Raw genomic sequence first — 24955 nt, forward strand, 5'->3', positions numbered from 1 at the left:
AACAATTCATTTTTAACAAAATAAGATTTTATTATGGAGACTGATAATACACCTTCTGATAAAAACGTAATATTTCGCAAACCATCATTGCAAGATGGCTATGCAATTTATTCGTTGATTCAAAATTCACCGCCTTTAGATCTGAACTCATCGTATCTGTATTTTTTACAGGCCGATCATTTCTCCGACACCTGTGTGGTCGCTGAAAATCAGGGGCAGATCGTCGGCTTCATTTCCGCTTACTTCAACCCTAAGGCATCCGGTAATCTGTTTGTATGGCAGGTGGCTGTGGATACCTCTATGCGTGGTAAGCGTTTGGCATTACGGCTGCTGGAACACCTGGTGTGCAATCAGCTGGAAAAGCCCGGTTTTGACCGGATTTCGGCCACCATTAGTCCGTCTAACATTGCGTCTCAAAAGCTGTTTAAGCGTTTTGCGGAAACGCATGGTTTATCGGTAGAGAAGCAGTCCTATCTTGAGACTCAACATTTCGGTGATCTAGGCCATGAGGCCGAGGAGTTATACACCCTCAAATCACCGGACAATCAATTATTTAAAAGTATTTTATTTAAGCATTAATCTATAAAAAGGATGACTATGTCTTTAGCTATTTTTGACCAGTACGAATCAGAAGTTCGTGGGTATGTACGTTCATTTCCAACCATGTTCGAGAAGTCCAAGGGGGCTGAAATTTGGGATGTGGACGGTAAACGTTATGTCGATTTCTTTGCCGGCGCGGGGGCCTTGAACTACGGCCACAATAACGATGCGATCAATGACGCCGTAATCAAGTATTTGCAGAATAACGGGATCGGTCATGCATTGGATATGGCGACCGTCGCCAAACACGATTTCATTGAAACGTTCGTCAACAACATTCTTAAACCGCGTAATTTGGACTACAAGTTACAGTTCGTGGGTCCGACGGGTACTAACGCGGTGGAAACCGCGCTGAAAATCGCACGTAAGGTAAAAAAACGTACCCAGGTCATGTCGTTTACCAACGGGTTCCACGGTATGTCCATGGGTTCTTTGAGTATCACCGGTAACAGTTATTACCATGATGAAAATTACGGTGTACCGGCCTATACGACTCAGGTTCCGTTCCACAATTACCTTGGTGCCGAAGTTAACACGATCGCCTACCTGCGTAAGATTTTGGAAGACGAATCCAGTGGTACCGAATTACCGGCCGCTATCGTATTGGAAACAATCCAGGCCGAGGGCGGTATCAACGTTGCCGGAAACGAATGGCTGCAGGAACTTCGTCAGATTTGTGACGATTTCGACATTCTGATGATCGTCGACGACATTCAGACCGGGAACGGTCGTTCCGGTGATTTCTTCAGTTTCGAACGTGCGGGTGTTCAGCCTGATATCGTGACCTTATCTAAGTCGATCGGTGGAGGACATCCGATGTCCTTGGTCTTGATGAAGCCGGAGCTTGATAAATGGAGCCCGGGAGAACATTCCGGTACATTCCGTGGTAACAATCTGGCGTTTGTCGCTTCCCATGCCGCTATTAGCCGTTACTGGTCGGACAGTGGGTTTTCGCAGGAGGTTAAACGCAAGTCGGCTCTGGTCGAGAAGAAGATGCGTGATTTGCATGAAAAATATTCCGAGCATACGGTCGATGTCCGAGGTTACGGCATGATTTGGGGAATCGAGTTTAAAGACCCGGAGATGACCTCAACCATTTGTAGCACCGCGTTCGATAACGGTTTAGTCATCGAAACCGCCGGATCGGAAAGTCAGGTAATCAAATTCTTGGGGCCTTTGATTATCAGCGACGAGTTGATCGAGGAAGGGTTTGATATTCTTGACCAAGCCATCGAACAAACCATCAAACAAGCTTAAAAAGTATGAGGAATTAGTAATGATTGTTAAAAACTTATATGACGACGTGATTGGTACCGATGCCGATGTGGATACTAAACAGTGGAACAGCCGCCGTTTGTTATTGGCCAAAGATGGTATGGGTTTCTCTTTGCACGACACCGTGATCAAACCGGGGGAAGATCTGCACCTGTGGTACAAAAACCATTTGGAAGCGGTTTACTGTATCGAAGGCGAGGGTGAGATCGAAGAGAAGAAGGACGGTACAGTTCATCCCATTCGCGAAGGAACCGTGTATGCCTTGAACGAGCATGACCAACATATCCTGCGAGCGAATAAAGGCGTGCGCATGCGTATGGTCTGTGTGTTCAACCCGCCGGTTACCGGTCGCGAAGTGCATGATGAAGATGGTTCCTATACTTTGCCCGACGATTGGGCCGAGTAACATCTAGCGAGCTATGATTCAAATCCGAAAATCCCTTTGGGCCTGAAGAGAGGGCCTGACGGGGTTTCACAACCTAAAAACAAACAATTGAAAGGAAACATGTCTTATTTAACAGTTGAAAAAATTGGTGGTACTTCAATGAGTAACTACCAAGCGGTTAGAGACAACATTATTCTTTATCCTCAAAACCCTTATCAGCGCATCTTTGTGGTTTCTGCCTACGGCGGAATTACCGATGACTTGTTGGAACATAAGAAATCCGGACAGCCCGGTGTTTACGGTCTTTTCGCCAATGATGACGTCGAAGACGATTGGCGTATTGCTCTGGATCAGCTCAGTCTGAAATTGAACAAGATCAACGCCGCTTTATTTGCCGACGAATCTTTACGGTCAATGGCGAATGCCTTTATCGACGAGCGTATTGCAGAGACTAAGCAATTACTGAATCATTTACAGGACTTGTGCAGTCACGGTCACTTTTCTCTGGAAAACCACCTGCTGACCGTTCGCGAATTATTGGCGAGTTTGGGGGAAGCACACAGTGCCTGGAACCTGGCGCATCAGTTGCAGACAGAGGGCATCAATGCGCGTTTCGTCGATTTGACAGGCTGGCAGGCGAACGAAACACTGTCTCTGGACGAGATGATTCATAAGAATCTGGGGCATATCGACTTCTCGCAGGAATTACCGATTGTCACCGGTTACGCACATTGCAGCGAGAACCTTATGCATACCTTCGACCGTGGTTACAGTGAGATGACCTTTAGTCGTATTGCCGTGATGACCCAGGCGGCCGAAGCCGTCATCCACAAAGAGTATCACCTCAGCAGTGCCGACCCTAGATTGGTGGGCGAGGAGAATGTGGTTCCGATCGGTAAGACCAATTACGACATCTCGGATCAGTTGGCGAATTTGGGGATGGAAGCGATTCATCCGCGTGCTGCAAAAGGGCTTCGTCAGGCTCAGATTCCATTGCGCATCAAGAATACCTTTGAACCGGAACACCACGGAACCTTGATCACCGACGATTACGTGTCGGAATCGCCGCAGGTCGAGATTATCGCCGGAATGAAGAATTTAATTGCGGTGGAAGTCTTCGATCAGGAAATGTTGGGGCAACAGGCGAATTATGAACGCGAATTGTTAAACATCATCCAACGCGTAAAAGCGTCGGTGGTGACTAAAGATTTTAATGCCAATACGATTACGTTATACGTGAACGCCAGCTTGAAAAAGGTCAAACGTCTGACCGGACAGATTGAAACGGCCTTCCCGAGTGCGGCCTTGCGTACCCGCAAGGTGTCGTTAGTTTCCGCAATGGGGAGCGATATGGCGATTAAAGGGCTGTTGGCGAAAGCGGTGCAGACGTTGTATGTACAAGGATTGAATATCGAGGCCATTCACCAGAACACGCGTCAGGTCGAGATGCAGTTTATGGTGAACGAAAACGATTTTGAAACCGCCGTGCGTGCTATGCATGCCGACTTGATTGAAGTTCATGACCACGGGACGGCCATATGCGCACACTAATCCTTATCTGTATATTGAGTTGTTTCTCCAGTTTGGCGAACAGCGCCGAACGTCATGTGAATGAGACCCAGGACGTCGAGTCGCTTAAAGAGCCGATGTATAACCCGTTTATCGAACGCTACGTAATGGACGAACTTCGTCAGTTACGTGTGGATATGAACGACCTGCATGTCGAAGTGACTAAGGAAGTGGTTAACCGCGAGCTGGAAGCCACTACTTTGGCGGTGACTTATGCATCGGATACGGTTACGTATTTCTTTTACTTGATCGCCGGCGTGAGTTCGATATTGGTGTTGGTGGGGTGGAATTCCATCCGCGACATTAAAGAAAAAGTGCACAATCTGGCGGACAGTAAAGTCAACGAAGTGATTTCGGAGTACGAGAAACGTCTTGAACACCTTGAGGAAGAGTTGAACCGTAAATCCCGTGGCATTACCAGCGCACAGCAGCGTATCGCTCAACATCAGGATATTCACAGCCTATGGTTGAAAGCAGGGCAGGAGCCGATCCTGAGTAACCGTTTGTCGATTTACGATCAGATATTGGAGTTGGATCCTACCAATAGCGAGGCGATGACCTATAAGGCCGACATTGCGCTGGAAATGAACGAGCCTCAATGGGCGATCAATTTATGCAATCAGGCTTTGAACATTGACGCCGAGAACAAACACGCGTTCTACCAATTGGCGGGCGCTTATGCCTTGTTGGGTAAAACGAACGATGCGATAGAAAACTTGAAACTCGCCGTACAAGATTCCGATGGTTACAAGGATCAGGTTAAAAGTGATCCGGTATTCGATTCGTTACAGGATGACTTGGAATTCCAGGCTTTGCTGAACGAATCCGAGGCATTTGAAAAAGAAGGTTCCGCTCAAAGTTAAAGAGTGGCTGGAAGTCATAAAAAAACCGCTCATAAGAGCGGTTTTTTTATAGCGTGCCGACGTTGGCCGGAAAAGGATGGAAAGTTTACCATACCAGTGGTTTATAGCCTTCTTCCTGTAATTCCATCAGTGCAGCGGCACCGACTTCAGCGTATTCCGCAAACGGGCGCATATCCGATTGCGACCAGTGAACGGTATTCATGGTATTGCCACAGGCAATCCAACGCACGTTATAGTCTTTTGCAAAGCTTTCAACACGCTCGTAGGTCAGAGGGTCGACTTCACGTTTCGGTTTTTTGGCAAGTACATGCAAGCCGGGACCGATGGCTACCACTGCGATATCGACATTGTCGCCATAGCGTTTAATCATCGCCTGGATCGAGTTTAAAATTGCATGCTGGTATCCTGCATCGGCTTTGTTCCACATATAAACCGCTTTATGCTCCGCCGGATCTCCGGGAAAACGGTCGCTTGGTGGATCCTGAAGTTCCGGTACCGGCTTCAATTTGAAATCACTCGGGGCTGCCGTGGTGTCCGCTGCCTGACTTAATCCTGTGAATAGGGTAAGGCAGACGATTAAGGTAGTGGTTAGCAAGCGCATTTTAAACTCCTAAAATAAGAATTACGTTTTACTATTATACTGGGCTTTTACGAGGATTGTTTTATATGCATTATAGAATCGGCTTATACTGCTGCGCTATCGTTCCCTATCGGAATCGATTAACATACTGCATTTAGAGCAACCATCGAGAGAAACACTATGCTGCTACAACCTCAAATTGAACAGGCTATTCGCGAAAATTTTCAGGTCGATTTTATGGAATTGCAGAACGAAAGCCACATGCACGCAGGTCCGGCTGCCGAGTCGCACTTTAAATTGACATTGGTTTCCGAAGACTTTAGCGGATTGAGCAAGGTGAAGCGTCAGCAGTCGGTGTATCGTGCATTAAACGCATTGATGCCGCAATTTCATGCCTTGGCTTTACATACTTATACGCCGCAAGAGTGGCAGGAAGTCGGGACGGCACCGGCATCGCCGAAGTGCGGCGGCGGTCATTAAAAGTCGATCTTGATTTTCCCGACAAAGCCGCCGGGAAGGCCGGGTTTATAAAACCAGGACACCGCAACGGTGTCTAAACGGCTAAAGCTTAAGCGTGCCGGTACCGTTATTCTTGGTCGTATTCTTCTAAATAGTCTTCCGGTGCGATTTCGGGATGGTGCAGATACCAGATGCGGGTGAATTTTTCCGAATCCAGTTTATTTTGCAACAGCACAATCGCTTGAATGTATTGGTCGATATACAGATAACGCCCTTTACGCAACGACTGCCATAAATGACGGTACTTCACCGGAAGAAAGTGTTTGAAATGCGGTATTAAACCGAATTCGCCTTCCGTTGACGCGATGCGTTCCATGACCAGGTTTCGGGCACGAATGCGGAATTGTTGGTCGTATTGGTCAAGCAGCTTGGCGACGAAGTAGACTAAGCCTGCAGAAATCAGGAAGCTGGCGATCAAGTAGCCTGAAATAAAAGCGCCGATCAAAGTAAACGCCACTAACAGCACGGCACTGACCGGAATGGTCAAAATCGAAATCCACTGTTTATTGCCTTTCAATTCATTGGCGACGGCGCTGATGTCGAATTGAGTGACATTAACCGCATGCAAACGCTCCAGCATCTCTTCGGCGAGCGGGATGGCCGGCGGGTTGTCGTTTTCCAAATTGTCCGTTGTTGTATCCATAATGTTTCGTCAATCCATTCATCCGTTTTAACGGCTGATTTATGTTTTTTTGATTTTTTTCTCTTTGGGTTTGCACTGTTGTTCACACTCTAACGTATGACGACGTTTGCTTTCCAGGCAGTAAGCAGTAAGCTTGCCACCCCATAAGCATCCGGTGTCGGTAGAGTGGACATGATAGGCATCGATCTCGCCAAGTGTCGACCAGTGGCCGAAAAATATCTCATGGGTTTTATTTTTACGATCGGGAAATACGAACCAAGGATCGTATTCCGTTGCTTGCTTGCCGGGTGAGGATTTTATTTTCAACTCTAATTTGCCGTTGGCATTGCAGTAGCGCATGCGTGCGAAGGCATTAACGATATAGCGAATTCGATTCCAGCCGGTCAAAGTGTCTTCCCATTCATCCGGCTCGCTACCGAACAGGTGTTCGGTAATAAACGTCTGCCAATCGGAGCCTTGCAGGTGAGCTTCGACTTCTTTGGCCAGTTGCAGCGCTTGGGAAATCGACCATTGCGGCGGGATGCCGGCGTGCACCATGACCGAGTTGTATATCGGGTGACTGACCATGAGCGGTTGTCGGCGTAACCAGTCGATCAACTCGGGGGCGTCTTTGGCGTCGAAAATCGGGTCGAGCGTGTCCGACCTGGATTGAAAACGCTTCAGCCCCGAATAGGCGGCGAGCAGATGAAAATCATGGTTCCCCAGCACCATATCGGCACGGCCTTGCTGTTGTAAGGTTTTGACGAACCTCAAGCATTCAAGCGATTTAGGGCCGCGGTTGACGATGTCTCCGACAAACCAGAGGTGGTCATTTTCGGGTTGATAGTCAATCTGTTTAAGCAGGGCTTGAAGTTCATCGTAACAGCCTTGTAAATCGCCAATGACGTAGGTTGCCATAGTTGTGAAATTCCTTTATTGCCGTCCGCTTATATCTGGGTTGGTCGAGTCTTTGTCCGCAATCAGGCGGGTACTTGTAATTTTGTATATAGATTAGCAAGTCTGACGAATTGTTCAACCGTTAAACTTTCGGCCCGCGCGCTCGGTTCGATGCCGCAGGACTCAATCTGTTCCGCATCCAGCCAACCTTTCAAGGTATTGCGCAGGGTTTTGCGTTTTTGACTGAAGGCCTGTTTGACCACATCGGCAAACTGTTTCTCGTCGTCTGCAATGAACGGTTTGGTTTGATAAGGCACCAGACGCACGATGGCCGAATCCACTTTGGGAGGCGGCGTGAAATTTTCCGGACCGACGGTGAACAGGTATTCGGTTTCGCAGGCGTATTGCAGCATAACGCTTAAACGCCCGTAAGCCTTGATGCCCGGCTGTGCGGTAATACGGTCCACCACCTCTTTTTGAAGCATAAAGTGCATGTCTCGAATATGTTCGGCATAATTCAGTAGATGGAACAATAACGGACTTGAAATGTTGTACGGCAGGTTGCCGACCACGCGCAGGATTTGTTCCCCTTCGCTCAACAGGGTGGCGTAGTCGAACGCCAGCGCGTCGGTATGATGCAGATTAAAGGCCGGATTGGATGAGAAGCGGCGGGTTAATGGCGCAATCAAGTCACTGTCGATTTCGATGATGTCCAGTTTTCTGACAACGTCGAGCAGCGGGGCGGTTAAAGCCGCTTCACCGGGACCGATTTCTACCATGTGGTCGTCGGCTTTGGGGCGAATCGAGGCGACGATCTGCTGAATGACTCTCGGGTTATTAAGAAAGTTCTGTCCAAACTGCTTCTTGTGTTTGTGTCCGGCCATTTATGGTCCTTGTTTCTTGTTGGTTTATTACGTTCGCGGAGCGTGGATCATTTCCAGCGCAACCTCGATGGCGTAACGGAAACTTCGGTCGTCGGCTTTGCCGCTGCCAGCCAGATCCAGTGCCGTACCGTGATCGACCGAGGTGCGTACAAACGGTAATCCCAAGGTGATGTTGACCGCATTGCCGAAGCCCATGTGTTTGAGTACCGGTAGACCTTGGTCGTGATACATAGCCACCACCGCATCGGCGTGCGCCAGATATTTAGGGGTGAATAAGGTGTCGGCCGGCAGAGGCCCGTTAAGATTCATTTCGCTTCTAAGTCTTTCAAGAACCGGTTCGATGACGTCGATCTCTTCACGTCCCATGTGACCGTTTTCCCCAGCGTGCGGGTTTAAACCTGCAACCAGGATATGCGGTTCGGCAATGCCGAACTGTTCGACCAGAGAACGATGAGTAATGCTGAGGATTTCCGTCAACAGTGGCTGAGTGATGGCTTTCGGTACATCCGAGAGCGGCAGGTGTGTGGTTGCCAAAGCAACACGCAAGCCCGGCGTTGCCAGCATCATTACGACGCGTTCGGTTCCACTGTCTTCCGCCAGCAATTCGGTGTGACCGCTGAACGGCAATCCGGCTTCGTTGATGATGCCTTTATGAACCGGACCGGTGACCATGCCGGCGAATTCGTCGTCCATACAGCCGCGTATGGCGCGTTTTAGCATGGTGACCACCGACATCGCGTTGGCGACGTTAAGTTGGCCGGGAACGACGGCCTCGGTAACCGGAACGTGTTCCAACGTCATCTGACCGCAACGGCTCGGCTCGGCTTCGGCGCGACTGTCGTAGGTTTTGATTTGGATTTCCATACCGAGCTGTTTGGCTCGTTGACGGATCACGTCGGCATCGCCGAGTACCACGAGTTCAACCGGCCAATCGGTTTGTGATAGCTGTAAAACCAGATCGGGGCCGATTCCGGCAGGTTCTCCCGAGGTGATTACCAGTCGTAAGGTCATAAAAACTTCCTAATGCATCAAGAGAAGGCCGGTTGGAGTTCACACTCAACCGGCCTAATGTTTCATCTAGCGGTTATTCTGAATTAACTCAGCTTAGCCAGCCGTGTCGTTAAATGCGAATGTCGATAAACGCATCGTCTTTAAGACGTCGTAGCCAAATCTCAAAGGTTTCGTTCGCTTTACGCATACGGATTTCATTAATGGCTTCTTGTCGCTGGTTGGCTTTGGTTGCACTGTATTGGCGCTCCTCCTCAAGGAAGAACAAAATCCATCCCTGATCGGTGGCGATCGGTGCGGCAACCTGGTTTGGAGAGATTTCGGAGAGGCGTTCCTTAAGTTCGAACGGCAATTGCTCAAGCGTTTTCCAACCCAGGTCGCTGTTGGCGTTGACATCTTCGGGGATGTCGGCAAAGCGCTGTTTTAAGGCGTTGAATTCTTGTAACGTATGAGTGTCGGCGACAATTTGTTGGATGTCCATCGGGACTTCGGTTTGCTGGGTGGCGTTGTCACTCAAAATGATGAAGCGGTGCAAGTGGTATTGGGTAACCATATCGCTGTCTACATCGCGTTTGTCGATCAGTTTGATCAGGTGGAAACCGCTTGGGCTGCTGATGACCGGACTGACTTCCCCCGGTTTCAGGGTTGCCAGGGTATCGCTGAAGAATGTTGGAATCTGCTCGTTTTTCAGCCAGCCTAAATCACCGCCGGAAAGGGCTTTGCTGCCTTTAGAATAACGTACCGCCAGTTGACTGAAAGATTCGCCGTTACGGATGCGTTGAGCTAAATCGTCAATCTGTTTTTTGGCCGCTTGGCGTTGCGCTTCGGTGGCCGATTCCGGCAGGGTGATCAATAAGTGGCGCAAATGGTATTCGTAACGGCTGGTATCCAAGCTGTTACGTTGCAGATAGTTGTTGATTTCGTCTTCGGTCACCAAGGTGCGTCCGATCACTTCCTGTTCGCGTAGCTTTTGAATCAATAATTGTTCTTGAACCGTGTTGCGCAACTGGATGAAACCGTTCGGTCTTTCCATGTTCAAACGGTTGCGTAAATCCATTAACGACATCTTGTTTTGAGTGGCGATTTGAACCAATTGTTGGTTAACCTCTTCGTCGCTGACACTCAATCCCAGTTTTTCGGCACGCTGCTTTTGCAGGATTTCCATAATAAGGTTGTCCAACACTTTCGCTTGCAGTTGGTGGATGTCATTGACCGGGATTTGCTTGGCTCGCAATTGTTGAAGCGTTTCTACGGTTTTTTGATCCAGTTCGCTTTTAAGAATGATCTGATCGTCGACCACGGCCACAACCTTGTCCAGCAGTTGGTCGGCATAGCTTAAGGGTGAAAGCGTCATCAGCAGGGTAGCCAGTGATAAAAGCAGAGTTTTTGAAACCTTTGTCATTACAAGACCTATTCAATGTTTGAAGTGTTAATCATTCAAATGGGTTAAAAGTTCAGTTTTTTATTCAAGTAATCTTTAAACGAAGAGTCGGTGCTACTCAAGCCTTTAAATTCGATTAAGAACTGGACGCTGTAATTATACAGACCATTTTCCAGTTGTGTCTCTTCTACCGAGAATTCTCCCGCCCAACAGCAGTTGTCATAGCGTAATGCATGTTGTACTTCGTTACGCACTTCGTTGGTGAAGTCGTAATTCCAGTAGGTACCGATCTCCCAACGCGGAGAAAGTTTGTAGGTAAGGCCGGCTGCCAAAGTCGCTTTTGCATTGGGCAGGTTGTTGTTGCTGAGGGTGTGGTTCAACAGTAACTTGCTGTCCTTTGAAAGATTCCAGCGCAGGCGGCTGTTGGCGTTAACCAGTTCGGTGTCCTCTCTGGAGAACTGGCTGGTCGAATAGAGATAGAGATCCGGAGTGGTCATGCCCAGTTTGACGAAATAATCGGATTGTTCCGCGGTCAAAGGTTCGGTTCCGGTCAGTGTGACTTTTCGATCTTCCAGATAGAAAATCTGTCCGATACCCGCTTCCAGGAACGGGGCGCCGGATTCTGTCAGGATTTTGCTGGTTAATGCGGCGGAAACCTGCGTGGTGTCGCCGATACGGTCGTAACCGGAGAAACGGTTTAACGAGAACAGGTTGGAAAAGTGCAAACTCTGCGTGGTGGTGTCGAACAGCGGTACATTGGACTGATTGACGTAAGGTACATGCAGGTATTGCAGTTCCGGTTCCAAAGTCTGAATGTAGTTTTTACCCGCCAGGCTGAAATCCCTTTCGAACACCAATCCGCCGTTAAGGGCGTATTGCATTACCGTATGGTCGAGCGTATCTTCGCCGGTCGTATTGTTGCCGTTGTCGTGCATCGCATAATTTAGATGATTGGCTGCGACCAAGGCTTTAAGGTGACCGTAGGATTGGTTGATTGAATAGCTTAATTGCGGCACCAGACGCGTACGCAACGCCTCCGGTTTTGTGTGGCTGCTTAGCGGTACGTCGAATTCGGTTGCTTCGGTGGTCAGGTTGAATTGCAGGTCGCCGAAATCTTTGTTGTACAGCATGCCGATTTCCGGTCTTTTTTCGTAGTTGACCGGTGCATCGTGCAGGCGCAGGTAACTATAGACCTGCGCATAGGCCTGTAGATTATCCTGGCGATAATTTAATTTCATGTAGCGCGGCGTACTGGTGACGGTTTTTAAAGCATTTTCCACCGGAATGTCGGCAAAAAAGTTTTCGTCCGAAGCTTCGTGCCAGAGAATGTTGCTGCTAAAGCCGTGTCCCCAGTTTTGGTTGGCAATCAACTTGGCGCGCCAGCGCTGTTCGATGGTGTCGCCGTAGACGACGTCTCCGTTGTTTATATAAGCTAACCCTTCGTCGGCGGTTTTAGCGTCGTTCAAGGCGGTTAGAGTCAATTCGGCCGAGTGGCGAACCGATCCGGATTTTTGAAGATAGCGGAATTCGTTTTCCAGCACCGGCCCTCGGTTTTCCATATACATCAGCGTCAGGGTGTCGTCGTAATTCGGGGCTAGATTAAAGTAGTAAGGCAGTTTGACGTAGAAGCTGGAAGAGTCGTCGGTAATGGATTTGTAGCTGCCGAATTCAGGAATCAGCAAGCCGCTGGCGCGATCGTCCAACGGGAAGTTGAAGTAGGGGGTGTAAAAAACCGGCACATCATGGAAGAACAGTACCGTGTTTTTACCGTATACACGTCGGGTTTTATTATTGATTTCCAGGTTTTCGAATTCGAGTTCCCAGGCGACCTTGCCGTTTTTAATCTGTTGTTTATTATCCACTGAACCCGATTCTGCCTGTTCTTTGATCTGCTCGATCGGGCAGGTGGTAAAGGTGGCGTTTTGCAGATTGGCCACTTCGCTGTTTTTATCCAGATCGATGGTTCGGGCGTGACCGTGGGCACGACTTGGTTTGATCTGGTAGCGAGTGGCATTGAGCTGAGCGGTTTTTTGCTGTTGGTCGACTTGGGCGTGATCTGCCGTGATGACCAAGTCTTCACGGTGAAATTCGACCTGGCCGAAAATTTGTGCTTTCTTTTGTGCTTTCTCATAGAGAATTTCGTCACCCAATACCACCATGCCCGGCTGAGTGATGACGGCGGAACCGGTCAGCTTAAGGAGGTTGCTATCGGGCTGGGTCAATTCATCGGCTTGCAGTTCGGTCGGTCGGTCTTTCTCGGTTGATGGCGGAATGTCCTGCAACGGTACGATCCACTGCGGCTTGCAGTCAATAGGCGGCTGGGCCTGAACAAGCGGCGAGACTCCGATCAAGCTCAACAAGCTTACCGAAAATAAACGTTTATGGCCGTAAACGATTCGGTTCATGTGGGGTAAGCGCATTCTCCCCGTTTGCATGGCGTTCGAAAGTCTGTGAAAGTGGCGAATCAAGTTTGACATCAAGCAGAGAATCATTAATTATTCGTAAATTGTTTATTTTAACCGAGTATTTCCTTTATGAATGAAAGATTTCAACGGATGTTGGAGTGGCTGGAAGATCAGCCTTTACTAGCGGGCTGCGACGTGTCAACTCCGGTTCCGGCATCCAGTGACGCCAGTTTTAGACGCTACTTCCGTATTCAAGTCACTCGACCGAATGACGAAGCGACCAGTTATATCATTATGGATGCACCGACCGAGCACGAAGATTGTCGTCCGTTCATCGAGGTTTCCGATCAGCTGGTGAAAATGGGCTTGCAGGTGCCCGAAGTGCTGGCACAGGATTTACAGCAGGGATTTTTGTTGTTGACCGATCTGGGTTCGACGACTTATCTATCGGTACTAGCGTCGGCGGATGAATCCGAAGCCGACCGTTTATATCAGGATGCTTTAAGCGCGTTGGTGACGTTGCAACAAAAAGGCCATAAAGCGGCAGAGGTTTTGCCGCCTTACGACGCCAAGTTGCTGGATACCGAAATGAACTTGTTTTCCGATTGGTTATTGGCGACGCATTTGGAAATGCCGTTGGGTAAATTGGCTGCGCACGACTGGGCGGAAGTCAAAAACGTTTTGCAGCAGTCAGCGTTAAGCCAGCCTAAAACGTATGTGCATCGTGACTATCACAGCCGAAATCTGATGGTGACGCCGCAGCATAATCCCGGTATTTTGGATTTTCAGGACGCGGTACACGGGCCTTTGACCTACGATGCGGTTTCGTTGTTGCGCGACTGTTATATTGCATGGCCGGCCGAGCAAGTGGTGGAATGGCAAAGAAGTTATTTCTTGCAACTTTGCGAGGCGGGCTTATTGAATAAAGACGAATGGAACGGGTTCCGCAAATCGATGGATTTGATGGGCATTCAGCGCCATCTGAAAGCGTCCGGTATCTTTGCGCGTTTGTATCACCGTGACGGTAAAGACGGCTATCTGAACGATATTCCATTGACCTTGCAGTATATTGTGCAGGTCGGTTCACAGTATCCGCAATTGAAAACCTTGGTGGACTTGGTGGAAAGCCGGGTTCTACCGCATGCGGTTTTGCAGCATAAAATCCTTGATTTTTAAATCAACCCTAAACCAAGAGAGTCTATGTCTAAACAACCTGTGAAAGCGATGATTCTTGCCGCCGGGCGCGGCAATCGTTTGCGTCCGTTGACCGATACCATCCCTAAGCCGTTGGTACCGCTGTGCGGCAAACCGTTGATTGAATATCACATTGAAAAGTTGGCTGCAGCCGGGGTGCAAGAAATAGTCATCAATCACGCTTGGCTCGGCGAACAGATCGAGCAGGCTTTAGGTAATGGCGAGCGTTGGGGACTGAAAATCGTTTATTCAGCAGAGCCCGAAGGGGGCTTGGAAACGGCCGGTGGCATTATCAATGCTCTGCCTCTGCTGGGCGACGAAGCGTTTTTAGTGGTTAACGGCGACGTCTATACCGATATGGATTTCGCTCCGTTGATTGAGCAGGTGCGTTCCTTATCCGGTGACGGCAATCGACTTGCACATTTGGTGTTGGTTCCCAGCCCCGAGTTCAATGCCAAAGGCGACTTCGGGCTGAATACGGATAGCCGAGTGCAAAGCGAAGGGGAACACACCTTTGCCGGTTTGAGCGTGTTGCACCCGAATCTATTTAAAGACATGGAAGTCGGGTTCATTAAACTTGCACCGATTCTGCGTGAGGCCATGCAGGCCGGAAAGGTAAGCGGTGTACTCTATGAAGGATTCTGGTCGGATATCGGCACACATGAAAGGTTGCACGAGGCCGAGCGGCTATTGTGTTCTTGAACTCCTCGGCTTTAATTCCATTCCATAAAATTCTACGGTTATTATGACGTCGGACGAACGTTTGATTCGTATCAATAAATTTCTTAGCGAAGCGGGTATCTGTTCCCGTAAACAGGCGGATCGCTTGATCGAGCAAGGGGAGGTTGAGGTCAACGGCCAACCCGCTTACCTGGGCATGAAAATTCGCGAGACCGATCAAGTGTCGGTTAGCGGTCGTGGAATCGAAAGCAAACCCGAGCCGGTTTATCTTCTTTACCATAAGCCGGTGGGCATTACCTGTACACACGATCTCGCCGTTAAGGGCAATCTGGTCGACGCACTCGATTTTCCGCAACGGGTATTTGCCGTGGGGAGGTTGGACAAAGCCTCAGAAGGGTTGATGCTGTTGACCAATGACGGGGAAATCGTTAATAAAATTCTTCGCGTCGAGAATGCCCATCAGAAGCGCTATCAAGTGACGGTGGATAAAGCGATCACGCCGGCTTTTTTGCAAGCGATGGCGGCCGGGGTCGAAATTCTGGACACGGTTACCCGTCCCTGTCAGGTCAGCCAACGCTCCGAGGATTGTTTTGAAATTGTTCTGACTCAGGGATTGAACAGGCAGATTCGCAGGATGTGCAAGGCGTTGGGCTATCGGGTCACTCGGTTACGACGTTTGCGCATCATGCATTTAGAACTGGACGGTTTGTCCGAAGGAGAATGGCGATTGTTGACGCCTGAAGAGCGTAACCAATTAACACTGCAATTGCGAGATTCGAGCAGTCTGGCCAAAACGCTTTAGTGTAAGATCCAGTCTCCAAAAAGATCACTTAATCTGAGATAACTTTAGGCTAAGTTTTGTTTCAATACATGTCTGTTGTTTTAAAATGTAGTTAAAGAAAACGTGTTCATAAATTAAAAGGAAAATGACATGAGCCATAAGCATAAAGCGGTTATTGAAAAAGTGTTTGCCCATCCGATTTCAACAAGCATCGACTGGAAGCAGTTGCAACATGCGTTAGAGCATTTTGGTGCGGAGATTGAGATTTCCGGTTCTAACCGTGCAAAGATTGTAATGAACGGACAAGAGATTGTGATTGGATTGCCACATCACGGGCATGAAATTGCCGATAAAACGGAAGTGACTCAATTGCGTCATTTCTTGGAAGCGGTTAAGTTGACACCGGACGCCATCTAATCGGATTGTGTTGAAAACTTCCCTAATAAAAAGGCCTGAATATTCAGGCCTTTTTTGTAACTGTCTTATGGTGACGTTCAAAAGTATGATTTACGCGTTTAACGTCTTATTTTTCTGCCAGACGAACCAGCTGAAGGCCGCGCCGCTGACAAACATCAGTAACGAATAGGTGACGGCCGGAATCATCATCACCTCATTGCCGATCAGCGTACCGGCGACAACTAAAGCCAACGTACCGTTTTGAATTCCAACTTCGAAACCGATTGAAACCGATTGCGGATGCGATAGTCTGCTCAGTTTCGCCATCTGGTAACCTAAAATCAGAACCACCACATTCAATAGCAATGTCGCCAGACCAGCTTGTGCAAAGAAGCCCGCCATGTTGTCGGCGTTTTTCAGAACGATTAAGGTGATGATCAACAACAGGAATAGAATCGAGAACCATTTCAAAAGGTTTTCGATTTTGGCCGCCGCATTAGGCCAACGCGCCAATACTGCCATCCCTAATGCGACCGGAATGATGGTGATGACTAACAGCTGTACGATGGTTTTCATCACCGGCAAGCTGAATTCGGTCGCATTCCCCATAAAGTAATTCATACTTAAGGCCGCAATCAACGGGATGGTAAAAGGGGTAACGACGCTGACCACGGCGGTAAGACTGATGGAAAGCGAGACATCGCCTTTTGACAGGTAGGTGAACATATTCGAGGTTGCACCGCCGGGGGCGAGGGCGATAATCATCAAGCCGACTGCAATTTCCGGAGAAAGGTTTAAAGCGACGGCAATGATGAAGGCCGCGATCGGTAGCAATAACATCTGTCCGATCAAGCCGATGCCGACGGCTTTGGGGGACTTCAATACGCTTTTGAAGTCCGCCAGTCGCAGGGATAATCCCATACCGAACATAATCAGGAATAGCGCAGCGGGAAGGATAACTTTTGTAAGCAGGTCTGGAGACATGAAATTTTCCGGTTTTGTGAATTAAGTTGTTGGGATTGTATAAGACGGGATCGAAAACACAATCCTAAAACGATGACGTTAGCGCTGATGTTTTTTATGACGGGGTAAATTTTTTCCCGGACGGAGGTTTTCGCTTAAAAAGCTTCGTTGCCGATAACCGTGAGTCCGACCGAAGTCCAAGCCTGCATTCCACCCCGGTAGTATTTGATCTTGTTTGCCGGGTACCCCAATTTGAGAAGGGAGTAATTGTTGGTTTTTACCGCAGCAGGAGTCTGCCCGCAGAAGTGGCCGTTGCAGTAGGCGACAATGGTTTTTGCATGACTGAAATCGAAATCGCCGTTGGGTTTGGTTTTGACGTTAAAATATTTTTCCAAGGCTTCAATGGCATCAAGTTCGTTGTTGAACGTCGACATCGGGACATTGATGGCGCCCAGAATGCGCAGGCGTTCAAACCAAATGGTCGGTCGGGTATCGACTAGAATGATAGAAGGGTCGGTTTGCATGCGTTGCATATAATCGATCACATCCAATTCGCCGATGGTTTCTACCCCGGGGGCAAGGTGCATTGGCTGCAAATGACCGACGGTGGTATTAGTGTAAAGGTCGGTTAGGGTGATTCTAGGGTCTTGGTTGCGCTGAATCACATAAGTTTGGCCGTGCAGCTTAATGGTAATCGACTTCACGCCTTCGGTCAGTTGCACTTCTCCCGATGAACTTTCGGCATGTAGGCCATGACTAAATAGTGTCGCTAATACAAACATCAGACTCGAAAATTTCATGACAACTCCTGTTACCGCGTAATGACTCGAGCGTAAAATCACCCCCGCTGTTTTGAGTTTAACCGATCAAAAAAATATTTTCCTAAAACCACAATTAAAATGCCGCCGAGTATCAAAATCGTCGATAAAACCAGTCGCAACGTGATCGCTTCCGAAACGAAGAGGACGCCGCCGAAAACCGCCAATACCGGAACCAATAATTGTACGACGGCGGCTTGAGTGGAAGACAGGCCTCCGAGTGCAATGTACCAAAGGGTATACCCGATTCCGGAAGCGATTCCGCCGGACAAGACCGCGAGCAAAATGCCCTCGTAAGTATAGTGTTGTGTGTTTAAGGTCAGAACCGCCAAAAGAACGACCATCGGTAACGTTCGGATGAAGTTGTAGGCCGTATCGGTCAACGGGTTTTGCGAGCCGCGGCCGATTAAAGTATATATTCCCCAGGCGATACCCGATACGGCCATTAATACGAAGCCTTCAGGCGAAGGGGCGCTCACACCGGGTAAAACTAAGGCCACAAAGCCTGAAAAGGCGATAGCCATGCCGATCCATTCGCTGATGAGCAGTCGGCCGCCCGAAAATAGCGTGATCAGGATGATGCTGATTTGTACCGCCCCGAACAGTATCAATGCGCCGGTTCCGGTTTCCAGCGTCAGATAAGCGTAGGAAAAACAGATGGCATATAAAAATAGCATCAGGCCGGCCGTCCAACTTCCTTTACTGACGTTTTTGTCGGTTTGAGTCGTGAATGAGACGATGGTCAGCAAGACTAAAGCACCGGAAAACAGTCGAATCATCGTAAAACCGGCCGGATCAATTGCTTGGTTATCCAATGCCAGACGGTTCAGTACCGAATTTGCTGCAAAGGCGATCAATGCCAGTCCGGTAAACAGAATGGTTTTGGATAGAGGTGTATTTGTGAGTGGCAATGAAGGCTCCGGCAGTGAAGTGGTTGAGCAAATTATAAACTTGCTTGGAGAGTGAAACGAGTCAAAAGTGGGGGTGATCGTTTACAGTTTCTCGATAAACGCAATCTAAAAGAGGGGGCGATGGGAAGGAAGGATCATCTTTATTCATCGTTTGTTTGCGGAATCAGGAAGTAATGTGAAATGCCTTCGTTATCGACCGTGACACGGTTGTTGTATTGTTCGCTATTAAGGAATTTAAATAGATCCTCGGGCGCCATCGGTCTGGCAAAGTAGAATCCTTGTCCGATATCGCAACCCATGTTTTGTAGAAGATGCACGACATGCAGGTTTTCGATGCCTTCCGCTACGACGTTCAAATTAAGGTTGCGCGACATTTTGATGGTGTCGCCGGTCAGGATTTCCAGGCGTTTGTCGTTATTGAGTTTGTCGACGAATAGACGGTCGATTTTGAGTTCAGTGAAAGGCATGCGTTTGATGTTTTCCAATACCGCCGTTCCGGTGCCGAAATCGTCGATGGACAGTTTAAAACCTTTGAGTCTCAAACGAGCCAAAATATCGAGGCCGGTTTTAAGATGCTGGATGGCGCTGCTTTCGGTGATTTCAATAATCAATTTGTTCGGTTGAATTCCCATTAATTTGGCTTTTGCGGCCAATTTATCGGGAAAATCGAGTTCGTTTAAATCAAGTGCGGAAACGTTGATTGAAATTGTGAGGTTGGGATATTTTTTAAAATGGGTTTGATAATCGAGCGCTAATCGATCAATGATCTTTTCCAGAAAACGTTGATTAAGACCGTTTGATTCCATTTGTTTGATAAAACGGTTCGGATAGATCAATCGCCCATCTCGATCTTGAATTCGTGCAAGAGATTCAATGCCGATGACTTCATAGTCGGCTAGATTGACTTGCGGTTGATAATGCAAAACGACTCTCGACTCCTCTAAGGCTTCTTGAATTTCCTCCGCACTTAATTCTTGAATATCATTTTTCGATCGTTTCGACTGAGTCTCATTAAGTTCGTGTTGTTGACTTGATGACTTGAATTCACTGATTAAAGCTTTTATATCCTGAATACTGAAAGGTTTTTTTAACGGAGGCAGCAATTTGAGTTCGTGCGCTTCTGCAAGATCGAATGCCGTGCCGAGAACATTTTCGTCATAACCGCTCATAAGAACGATAGAACCGGAATACTGAAGCTCTGATAAAGAACGGATCAGTTCAACTCCGTCGCGTCCCGGCATATTCAGGTCGAGGAAGATCAGTTGTACGTTAGGGTACTTACTCAGTTCACTTTCAAAAAATTCAGGTTGATGATGGTAAGCAGCGACCACGTCGAGCATCTCTGCAACATCCGAAATCAGTTCTCCGAAGGCTGGTTCGTCGTCCATAATGAAGATTTGAGTGTCCATGTTCATTCGCTTCCTTGCAATGCTTTTTGGATGGCGTCCCGAATGCCTTTTGATTGATATGGCTTGCGGACGAATACCAGATTTTCCGGAAGCAGATGCCGATTCTGGAGCATTTCTTCAGAGAAGCCACTGGTCAAAATGACCTTGGTATCAGGATAATCAGAGTGGATTATCTTGAACAATTCCAAGCCGTCGATGTCTCCGGGCATGACGATGTCTGAAAAGACCAGATCGTAGTTTTTCTTCTGTAGTTGTTCTTTGGCTTCATCGGCACTGTGGCAAATCTCGCATTCAAACCCTAGTTTTTCCAGGAAGGCTTCGGCGACTTCCGCCAAATCGGGTTCGTCGTCGACCACGAGTGCTTTCAAGCCGTTATAGTATGTGATTTCGCCCTCGTTCAGATGGTCAGAATAGGCCTTTGTACCCTTGTCCGACTGTTCGTTGACCGGCAGGTAGAGGTGGATGCTGGTTCCTTTTCCCTCTTCGCTGTAAATGCGCATATGACCTTTGGACTGCTTGATGAATCCGTAAATCATCGCCAGACCGAGACCGGTTCCTTTGCCTTTTTCCTTGGTGGTGAAAAACGGCTCCAGCACCTTGTCGATTAACGCTTTCGGGATTCCGCTACCGGTATCGGTGATGTCGATCAAAACGTATTCTCCGGAAGGTACAGGTTCCGGAAGTGCACGCGTATACTCGTCCGATAAGGTGACTTCGGACGCGTTTAGAAAGATAATGCCGCCTTCGGGCATGGCGTCACGTGCGTTGACTGCCAGATTGATTATCGCATTGGTCAGCTCGTTGGGATCGACGACGACCAGTGGCAGATTGTCTTCAATGTTCAGTTTAATCGTTATACGATCTTTGATACTTCGTTGCAGCATGTCCTGAAGCTCGTTCAGCAGTTGGTTCAGGTTGACCGCTTCGACTTCGAGCGATTTTTTGCGGGATATAGTCAGGAGTTTCTGTGTCAGGTCAGCGGCCGACATGGCTGCCTTTTTGACTTGGCCGAGTCGTTTTCCGGCTTTGCTGTCTTCTTCCACATCCATTTCCAGCAATTCCAGGTTGCCCATCATGATTCCCAATAGATTGTTGAAGTCGTGGGCGATGCCGCCGGTGAGTTGGCCGAGTGCCTCCATTTTCTGAGTTTGGCGCATCTGTTCCTCGAAGGCGTTGTGGGAGGTCACATCGCGAATCAGAGTAATGGCTTTAATTTCATTGTCGGCCATGAAAGGGTCGATGAGAACTTCCAACAATACTTCCGAACCGTTCGGGTGTTGGTAGTGGAAGGGACGATTGCGTGTGACTTTGATTCTTCTTGGCGCTCGATAGAACTCCTGTCGGTAGGCGCGGTGTTTGTTTCTGAAGTTTTCCGGCATCAGGGATTCGATTTCCTTGCCCAGGAGAAGTTCTGACGGAATACCCAGAATGGTCTCGATCATGGGGTTGGTTCTTTCGATGATGCCGGATTGGTTGACCACCATCAGGCCGTCAGGCACGGCATTAATCAGTTTTTCGAATTGCTGGTTAATCTCCTTGAGGTGGGTTTCGCGTTTGGATAAGTTATGAACCAGATAACTTAAACGGTTGCCGGTACGGATCGAGTAGAGAGCCATCAGGCTCAGTAGCAGGGCAATCAGGTACGGCCATTGGTTTTGCCACCAGAATGTGCCGATCATATGAGATTTGTTGAGTTTGCCGACGATGTACCATGGAAGGTCATTCGCTTGGGTGACGAGTATATTTGCTGTTAGATGGTTTTCACAATCGCCCAAGCTGCAGATTTTATGGAAAGCGTAATAATCGTCTCCAAGGGAGAATTCCTGATTGTTTCTATTCTCGGTCAACGCCGCCCATAACTTTGGATCGCTCTGTCGTATGGAACTTTCCGGTTTATTGAACATGAACCCCCAGGAAGTGACGGGTTGAGTGCTGAACAGGTAGTATCCCTGATTGTTTATCAGGGAGAAGTCGCCCGTCATTTGGTCGAGTTGGTTTTCGACCCGGTCGAGCATCCGTTCGGCGTCATAATTCAGAACCAGATAACCGATCACTTGTTGATGAGAGTAGCCGGTAATCGGCGTCGCGAAGCGCAGCATCGGTCGCCAAGGCATTTCGATCTCGCCTTGTTCGACGTTCAGATCCAGAGGCGACTGATAAATTTCACCCGGCTTTAGCCTTTCTGAGGAGGTGAAATAGTAGCGGTTCGATTTGTCTTGAAGCTGATCTTCCGGGATTCTGAAACTTTTGCCGTTTTTACGGTCAATGCGTACCACTTCATGGCCGGTTAGATCCAGGATGCGGATCTGGGCGTATCTGCGGTTTTGTTCGGAGAACGTCACATATTCGTTGCATAGGTGGTTGTGAATGGCATCGGAAGATCCGAGCAGGACATCTTTGGCTTTGGTTTGGTGGCTCAGATAGTTTATGTCTGCATAGATTTGGGAGATCTCGTTGAGTATCGTACGGTTAGCTTGTTGTACCAAGTTAGTGAGCTGCTTTTTACTGGCGTTTTCCCTGACCTGGTTATCCATGTAAAAAATGGCAAGCATCAACCCGATGATAAGGATGAATATCGGTAGAACGAACAGTAGTTGGTGGCGATACTTCATCAAGATAAACCTTTGTAGATCAATTCAATCGGATTTCTATCTTACGGGACGAGTATAAGATCTATCTAATACAAAATGCTTATAATATATGTGGAATTATTAATGATTACGTTGTCACATTACAATCGATTTTATGTGTTGCTTATCGATTTAAGTCGATAATCGGGCGAATGTCTTATAATGGACGGATTGAAATTCTAAAGTTTTACCAAAAAGGACGATCGTTATGTTGATGCTTGTTTCCCCCGCTAAATCTCTGGACGAAACCACGCCGGTTCAAACCGATTTGCACACTCAGGGTGTCTTATTGGATCAGGCCGCGGAATTGATCGAGGAGTTAAAGCAGATCGGGCCGGTGGAAATCGGGCAGTTAATGCATATCAGCGACAAATTGGCAGAATTGAATTACGAGCGTTTTCAGGATTGGCAATTACCGTTTCCGGCAGATAAAGCCAAGCAAGCTGCTTGGTTGTTTAAGGGGGATGTATACCAAGGATTGGATGCCTATTCGCTGAGTCCCGAAGGAATCGACTACATTCAAAATCATTTGCGTATTCTTTCCGGTCTTTACGGGTTACTTAAGCCTTGTGACGATATGTTACCGTACCGTCTGGAGATGGGAACCAAGTTCGTTAATGCCAAAGGTAAGGATCTGTATGCGTTTTGGGGAAATCGAATTACCGATATTTTGAATGAAGAATTGGCTGAGCAGGGCAGTCAGACGTTGGTTAATCTGGCATCGAACGAGTACTTCAAAGCAGTGAAAACCAAGCAGTTGAAAGCACGCATTATCACTCCGATCTTTAAGGATTGGAAAAACGGTCAGTATAAGATCATCAGTTTTTACGCTAAAAAAGCACGTGGTTTGATGGCGCGTTATGCGGCCGATCAGCAGGTGGAAAATGCAGAAGATTTGAAGTTTTTCGATGTGGACGGGTATCGATTCCAGCCTGATCTATCGTCAGAAACCGACTGGGTGTTTACTCGAAAGGTTGAAGAATAAGCATCTCAATGTTTAAAAGCCAATATTAACGATTGGTGCGTCAATATAAAACAGGCCCGGTCTTCATTAAAAGACCGGGCCTGTTGCGTTTTTGAATATCTAATTTTAAGAATGAATTAGCCGTTTATTGGAGCGTATCGGCTTCTTTTGCAAACAGTGCGTCGATGTCATCTTGATTGAAACGCATGTGGAAGTTGCAGATTTCATTGTGGATCACAATTTCGCCTTGTTCTTCCAACACTTTGCGCACTTCGGCTTCGCCCAGTGACTTAAGCATCGCTTCGACACGTTCTCTGTCCTGCGGGCATTCATAAGCCACTTCCTGAGCTTCAAACAGTTCAATCACTTCTTCGTGGAACAGACGGTGTAATAATTCTTCTACCGGAAGGGTCGTAAGTTCCTCGTCTTTGACCGTCGTGGTCAAATGAATGATGCGATCCCAACCGTCGGCATCGTGCCCGTCGGTTTCAGGCATTTTCTGAATCAATACGCCACCGATGTTATTGTCATCTGCGGCCAGCCAGATTTTGGAAGGCAGTTGTTCCGACTGACTTAAGAAAGTCTCGAACGATTCGGCAATGCTATCGCCTTCACGCGGAACATAAGATTGAAAGTGGTGTTGAGTTTGGGTGTTTTCCATGGTCACCAGAATCTGTCCGTCGCCGAGCAATTCGTCAATGGTCGATTCCGTGGTAATCGTCTGATTGGTCTTGGCGACGCCACGGATTTTCAGGTCGTGAGTAACTTCAACCACCAATAGCGTTATCGGTCCCGTGCCTTGAACTTGCAATGTGATACGGCCTTCGTGTTTCATGCCGTTAGCCATCAATACCGACATGGCGGTCAGTTCGCCCAATAGCTTGACGATCGCCTGTGGATAATGACGGTCTTTCAGCATCGACTGCCAGCTGTCTTCAAGACGAATGTGCTGACCACGGATGTTGAGTTCTTTAAATAAAAAACGTTGTACGGCGTTGTGTGACATGGTTTATTTACTCTTACTACACTAAGTCTATTGTTTAATTATGGTGCAGTCTGCATTGTTTCTTTTGCCTGCAAATCTGCGTGGTACGAGGAGCGCACCATTGGGCCGGAGGCGACGTTGGTGAATCCCATTTCATAACCGGCTTCTTCGACCTGTTTGAATTCTTCCGGCGTCCAGTATTTTTTGACGGCCAGGTGGAAGTTACTCGGTTGCA

The 24955-nt window shown here is 48.1% G+C and carries 24 protein-coding genes and 1 pseudogene; 11 read left to right on the forward strand and 14 right to left on the reverse strand.

Annotated elements, in window-relative coordinates; all coding sequences use genetic code 11:
• The first annotated feature begins 33 nt into the window (after positions 1–33).
• From ectA to ABY044_RS06745, 5 genes are all read left to right on the forward strand, one after another.
• Positions 34–579, forward strand: coding sequence for a diaminobutyrate acetyltransferase (gene ectA, locus ABY044_RS06725; protein WP_373019456.1), 546 nt, complete (start codon positions 34–36; stop codon positions 577–579).
• An 18-nt stretch (positions 580–597) separates the two neighbouring features.
• On the forward strand, positions 598–1857 hold the full coding sequence (gene ectB, locus ABY044_RS06730; RefSeq protein ID WP_373019457.1) for a diaminobutyrate--2-oxoglutarate transaminase: 1260 nt from the start codon (positions 598–600) through the stop codon (positions 1855–1857).
• Positions 1858–1876: 19 nt separating this feature from the next.
• On the forward strand, positions 1877–2281 hold the full coding sequence (locus tag ABY044_RS06735) for an ectoine synthase (protein WP_373019458.1): 405 nt from the start codon (positions 1877–1879) through the stop codon (positions 2279–2281).
• Between the two features lie 99 nt (positions 2282–2380).
• On the forward strand, positions 2381–3811 hold the full coding sequence (locus ABY044_RS06740; protein ID WP_373019459.1) for an aspartate kinase: 1431 nt from the start codon (positions 2381–2383) through the stop codon (positions 3809–3811).
• Positions 3799–4692 (forward strand): tetratricopeptide repeat protein, encoded by an 894-nt coding sequence (locus ABY044_RS06745; protein ID WP_373019460.1) that lies wholly within the window; start codon positions 3799–3801, stop codon positions 4690–4692. Before ABY044_RS06740 ends, ABY044_RS06745 begins: the two co-directional genes overlap by 13 nt.
• An 85-nt stretch (positions 4693–4777) precedes the next feature.
• Here the strand turns inward: ABY044_RS06745 and ABY044_RS06750 are convergent, their stop codons facing one another.
• Positions 4778–5293: a DsrE family protein gene (locus tag ABY044_RS06750; RefSeq protein ID WP_373019461.1), complete on the reverse strand. Its 516-nt coding sequence runs from the start codon at positions 5291–5293 to the stop codon at positions 4778–4780.
• Positions 5294–5452: 159 nt separating this feature from the next.
• On the opposite strand from ABY044_RS06750, the gene ABY044_RS06755 reads away from it, so the two are divergent.
• Positions 5453–5752 (forward strand): BolA family protein, encoded by a 300-nt coding sequence (locus tag ABY044_RS06755; protein ID WP_373019462.1) that lies wholly within the window; start codon positions 5453–5455, stop codon positions 5750–5752.
• Positions 5753–5858: 106 nt separating this feature from the next.
• On the opposite strand, the gene ABY044_RS06760 is transcribed toward ABY044_RS06755, so the two are convergent.
• The 6 genes from ABY044_RS06760 to ABY044_RS06785 form a co-directional block, all read right to left on the reverse strand.
• A complete protein-coding gene (locus tag ABY044_RS06760; RefSeq protein ID WP_373019463.1) occupies positions 5859–6434 on the reverse strand; it encodes a hypothetical protein in 576 nt (191 codons plus the stop codon).
• Between the two features lie 39 nt (positions 6435–6473).
• Positions 6474–7331 carry a symmetrical bis(5'-nucleosyl)-tetraphosphatase gene (locus tag ABY044_RS06765; protein ID WP_373019464.1) on the reverse strand — a complete coding sequence of 286 codons (858 nt, stop codon included), beginning with the start codon at positions 7329–7331 and terminating at the stop codon, positions 6474–6476.
• A gap of 62 nt (positions 7332–7393) precedes the next feature.
• Positions 7394–8194 carry a 16S rRNA (adenine(1518)-N(6)/adenine(1519)-N(6))-dimethyltransferase RsmA gene (gene rsmA / locus ABY044_RS06770; protein ID WP_373019465.1) on the reverse strand — a complete coding sequence of 267 codons (801 nt, stop codon included), beginning with the start codon at positions 8192–8194 and terminating at the stop codon, positions 7394–7396.
• Between the two features lie 27 nt (positions 8195–8221).
• On the reverse strand, positions 8222–9205 hold the full coding sequence (gene pdxA, locus ABY044_RS06775) for a 4-hydroxythreonine-4-phosphate dehydrogenase PdxA (RefSeq protein ID WP_373019466.1): 984 nt from the start codon (positions 9203–9205) through the stop codon (positions 8222–8224).
• A gap of 109 nt (positions 9206–9314) precedes the next feature.
• Positions 9315–10604 (reverse strand): peptidylprolyl isomerase, encoded by a 1290-nt coding sequence (locus tag ABY044_RS06780; protein WP_373019467.1) that lies wholly within the window; start codon positions 10602–10604, stop codon positions 9315–9317.
• Between the two features lie 44 nt (positions 10605–10648).
• Complete coding sequence (locus ABY044_RS06785; protein ID WP_373019468.1) at positions 10649–13003, reverse strand: LPS-assembly protein LptD; 2355 nt, start codon at positions 13001–13003, stop codon at positions 10649–10651.
• 114 nt (positions 13004–13117) lie between these two features.
• On the opposite strand from ABY044_RS06785, the gene ABY044_RS06790 reads away from it, so the two are divergent.
• The 4 genes from ABY044_RS06790 to ABY044_RS06805 all read left to right on the forward strand — a co-directional run bounded on the left by ABY044_RS06790 (position 13118) and on the right by ABY044_RS06805 (position 16061).
• Positions 13118–14164, forward strand: a complete 1047-nt coding sequence (locus ABY044_RS06790; protein ID WP_373019469.1) for an aminoglycoside phosphotransferase family protein — start codon at positions 13118–13120, stop codon at positions 14162–14164.
• A 24-nt stretch (positions 14165–14188) separates the two neighbouring features.
• Positions 14189–14884 carry an N-acetylmuramate alpha-1-phosphate uridylyltransferase MurU gene (murU, locus tag ABY044_RS06795; RefSeq protein ID WP_373019470.1) on the forward strand — a complete coding sequence of 232 codons (696 nt, stop codon included), beginning with the start codon at positions 14189–14191 and terminating at the stop codon, positions 14882–14884.
• Positions 14885–14927: 43 nt separating this feature from the next.
• Positions 14928–15665, forward strand: a complete 738-nt coding sequence (locus tag ABY044_RS06800; protein WP_373019471.1) for a pseudouridine synthase — start codon at positions 14928–14930, stop codon at positions 15663–15665.
• A 129-nt stretch (positions 15666–15794) separates the two neighbouring features.
• Positions 15795–16061 (forward strand): hypothetical protein, encoded by a 267-nt coding sequence (locus tag ABY044_RS06805; RefSeq protein ID WP_373019472.1) that lies wholly within the window; start codon positions 15795–15797, stop codon positions 16059–16061.
• Positions 16062–16151: 90 nt separating this feature from the next.
• On the opposite strand, the gene ABY044_RS06810 is transcribed toward ABY044_RS06805, so the two are convergent.
• The 5 genes from ABY044_RS06810 to ABY044_RS06830 form a co-directional block, all read right to left on the reverse strand.
• Positions 16152–17024, reverse strand: a complete 873-nt coding sequence (locus ABY044_RS06810; RefSeq protein ID WP_373019473.1) for a bile acid:sodium symporter family protein — start codon at positions 17022–17024, stop codon at positions 16152–16154.
• 134 nt (positions 17025–17158) lie between these two features.
• Positions 17159–17803, reverse strand: a complete 645-nt coding sequence (locus ABY044_RS06815; RefSeq protein ID WP_373019474.1) for a rhodanese-like domain-containing protein — start codon at positions 17801–17803, stop codon at positions 17159–17161.
• A 38-nt stretch (positions 17804–17841) separates the two neighbouring features.
• Positions 17842–18732, reverse strand: coding sequence for a DMT family transporter (locus tag ABY044_RS06820; protein ID WP_373019475.1), 891 nt, complete (start codon positions 18730–18732; stop codon positions 17842–17844).
• 140 nt (positions 18733–18872) lie between these two features.
• Positions 18873–20147, reverse strand: coding sequence for an EAL domain-containing protein (locus ABY044_RS06825; protein ID WP_373019476.1), 1275 nt, complete (start codon positions 20145–20147; stop codon positions 18873–18875).
• The gene (locus ABY044_RS06830) at positions 20144–22753 is read right to left on the reverse strand and encodes a response regulator (RefSeq protein WP_373019477.1); all 2610 of its coding nucleotides are present in this window, start codon (positions 22751–22753) and stop codon (positions 20144–20146) included. Before ABY044_RS06830 ends, ABY044_RS06825 begins: the two co-directional genes overlap by 4 nt.
• Positions 22754–22979: 226 nt before the next feature.
• On the opposite strand from ABY044_RS06830, the gene yaaA reads away from it, so the two are divergent.
• Complete coding sequence (yaaA, locus tag ABY044_RS06835) at positions 22980–23756, forward strand: peroxide stress protein YaaA (protein ID WP_373019478.1); 777 nt, start codon at positions 22980–22982, stop codon at positions 23754–23756.
• Positions 23757–23880: 124 nt separating this feature from the next.
• Here yaaA and ABY044_RS06840 read toward each other — a convergent pair whose 3' ends face one another.
• Complete coding sequence (locus tag ABY044_RS06840; protein ID WP_373019479.1) at positions 23881–24741, reverse strand: Hsp33 family molecular chaperone HslO; 861 nt, start codon at positions 24739–24741, stop codon at positions 23881–23883.
• A gap of 38 nt (positions 24742–24779) precedes the next feature.
• Positions 24780–24955: pseudogene (locus tag ABY044_RS06845) on the reverse strand (lipoyl synthase); the annotation flags it as partial.

Source organism: Thiomicrorhabdus sp. (assembly GCF_041583835.1).
Classification (GTDB): domain Bacteria; phylum Pseudomonadota; class Gammaproteobacteria; order Thiomicrospirales; family Thiomicrospiraceae; genus Thiomicrorhabdus.

Coding starts and splice junctions, on each gene's coding strand:
- ABY044_RS06805 (WP_373019472.1), top strand. CDS start 15,795: ATGAGCCATAAGCATAAAGCGGTTATTGAAAAAGTGTTTGCCCATCCG.
- ABY044_RS06815 (WP_373019474.1), bottom strand. CDS start 17,803: ATGAAATTTTCGAGTCTGATGTTTGTATTAGCGACACTATTTAGTCAT.
- ABY044_RS06740 (WP_373019459.1), top strand. CDS start 2,381: ATGTCTTATTTAACAGTTGAAAAAATTGGTGGTACTTCAATGAGTAAC.
- ectA (WP_373019456.1), top strand. CDS start 34: ATGGAGACTGATAATACACCTTCTGATAAAAACGTAATATTTCGCAAA.
- ABY044_RS06790 (WP_373019469.1), top strand. CDS start 13,118: ATGAATGAAAGATTTCAACGGATGTTGGAGTGGCTGGAAGATCAGCCT.
- murU (WP_373019470.1), top strand. CDS start 14,189: ATGTCTAAACAACCTGTGAAAGCGATGATTCTTGCCGCCGGGCGCGGC.
- rsmA (WP_373019465.1), bottom strand. CDS start 8,194: ATGGCCGGACACAAACACAAGAAGCAGTTTGGACAGAACTTTCTTAAT.
- ABY044_RS06785 (WP_373019468.1), bottom strand. CDS start 13,003: ATGCGCTTACCCCACATGAACCGAATCGTTTACGGCCATAAACGTTTA.
- ABY044_RS06735 (WP_373019458.1), top strand. CDS start 1,877: ATGATTGTTAAAAACTTATATGACGACGTGATTGGTACCGATGCCGAT.
- ABY044_RS06765 (WP_373019464.1), bottom strand. CDS start 7,331: ATGGCAACCTACGTCATTGGCGATTTACAAGGCTGTTACGATGAACTT.
- ABY044_RS06830 (WP_373019477.1), bottom strand. CDS start 22,753: ATGAAGTATCGCCACCAACTACTGTTCGTTCTACCGATATTCATCCTT.
- ABY044_RS06750 (WP_373019461.1), bottom strand. CDS start 5,293: ATGCGCTTGCTAACCACTACCTTAATCGTCTGCCTTACCCTATTCACA.
- ectB (WP_373019457.1), top strand. CDS start 598: ATGTCTTTAGCTATTTTTGACCAGTACGAATCAGAAGTTCGTGGGTAT.
- ABY044_RS06810 (WP_373019473.1), bottom strand. CDS start 17,024: ATGTCTCCAGACCTGCTTACAAAAGTTATCCTTCCCGCTGCGCTATTC.
- ABY044_RS06745 (WP_373019460.1), top strand. CDS start 3,799: ATGCGCACACTAATCCTTATCTGTATATTGAGTTGTTTCTCCAGTTTG.
- ABY044_RS06760 (WP_373019463.1), bottom strand. CDS start 6,434: ATGGATACAACAACGGACAATTTGGAAAACGACAACCCGCCGGCCATC.
- ABY044_RS06755 (WP_373019462.1), top strand. CDS start 5,453: ATGCTGCTACAACCTCAAATTGAACAGGCTATTCGCGAAAATTTTCAG.
- pdxA (WP_373019466.1), bottom strand. CDS start 9,205: ATGACCTTACGACTGGTAATCACCTCGGGAGAACCTGCCGGAATCGGC.
- ABY044_RS06780 (WP_373019467.1), bottom strand. CDS start 10,604: ATGACAAAGGTTTCAAAAACTCTGCTTTTATCACTGGCTACCCTGCTG.
- ABY044_RS06840 (WP_373019479.1), bottom strand. CDS start 24,741: ATGTCACACAACGCCGTACAACGTTTTTTATTTAAAGAACTCAACATC.
- ABY044_RS06825 (WP_373019476.1), bottom strand. CDS start 20,147: ATGAACATGGACACTCAAATCTTCATTATGGACGACGAACCAGCCTTC.
- ABY044_RS06800 (WP_373019471.1), top strand. CDS start 14,928: ATGACGTCGGACGAACGTTTGATTCGTATCAATAAATTTCTTAGCGAA.
- yaaA (WP_373019478.1), top strand. CDS start 22,980: ATGTTGATGCTTGTTTCCCCCGCTAAATCTCTGGACGAAACCACGCCG.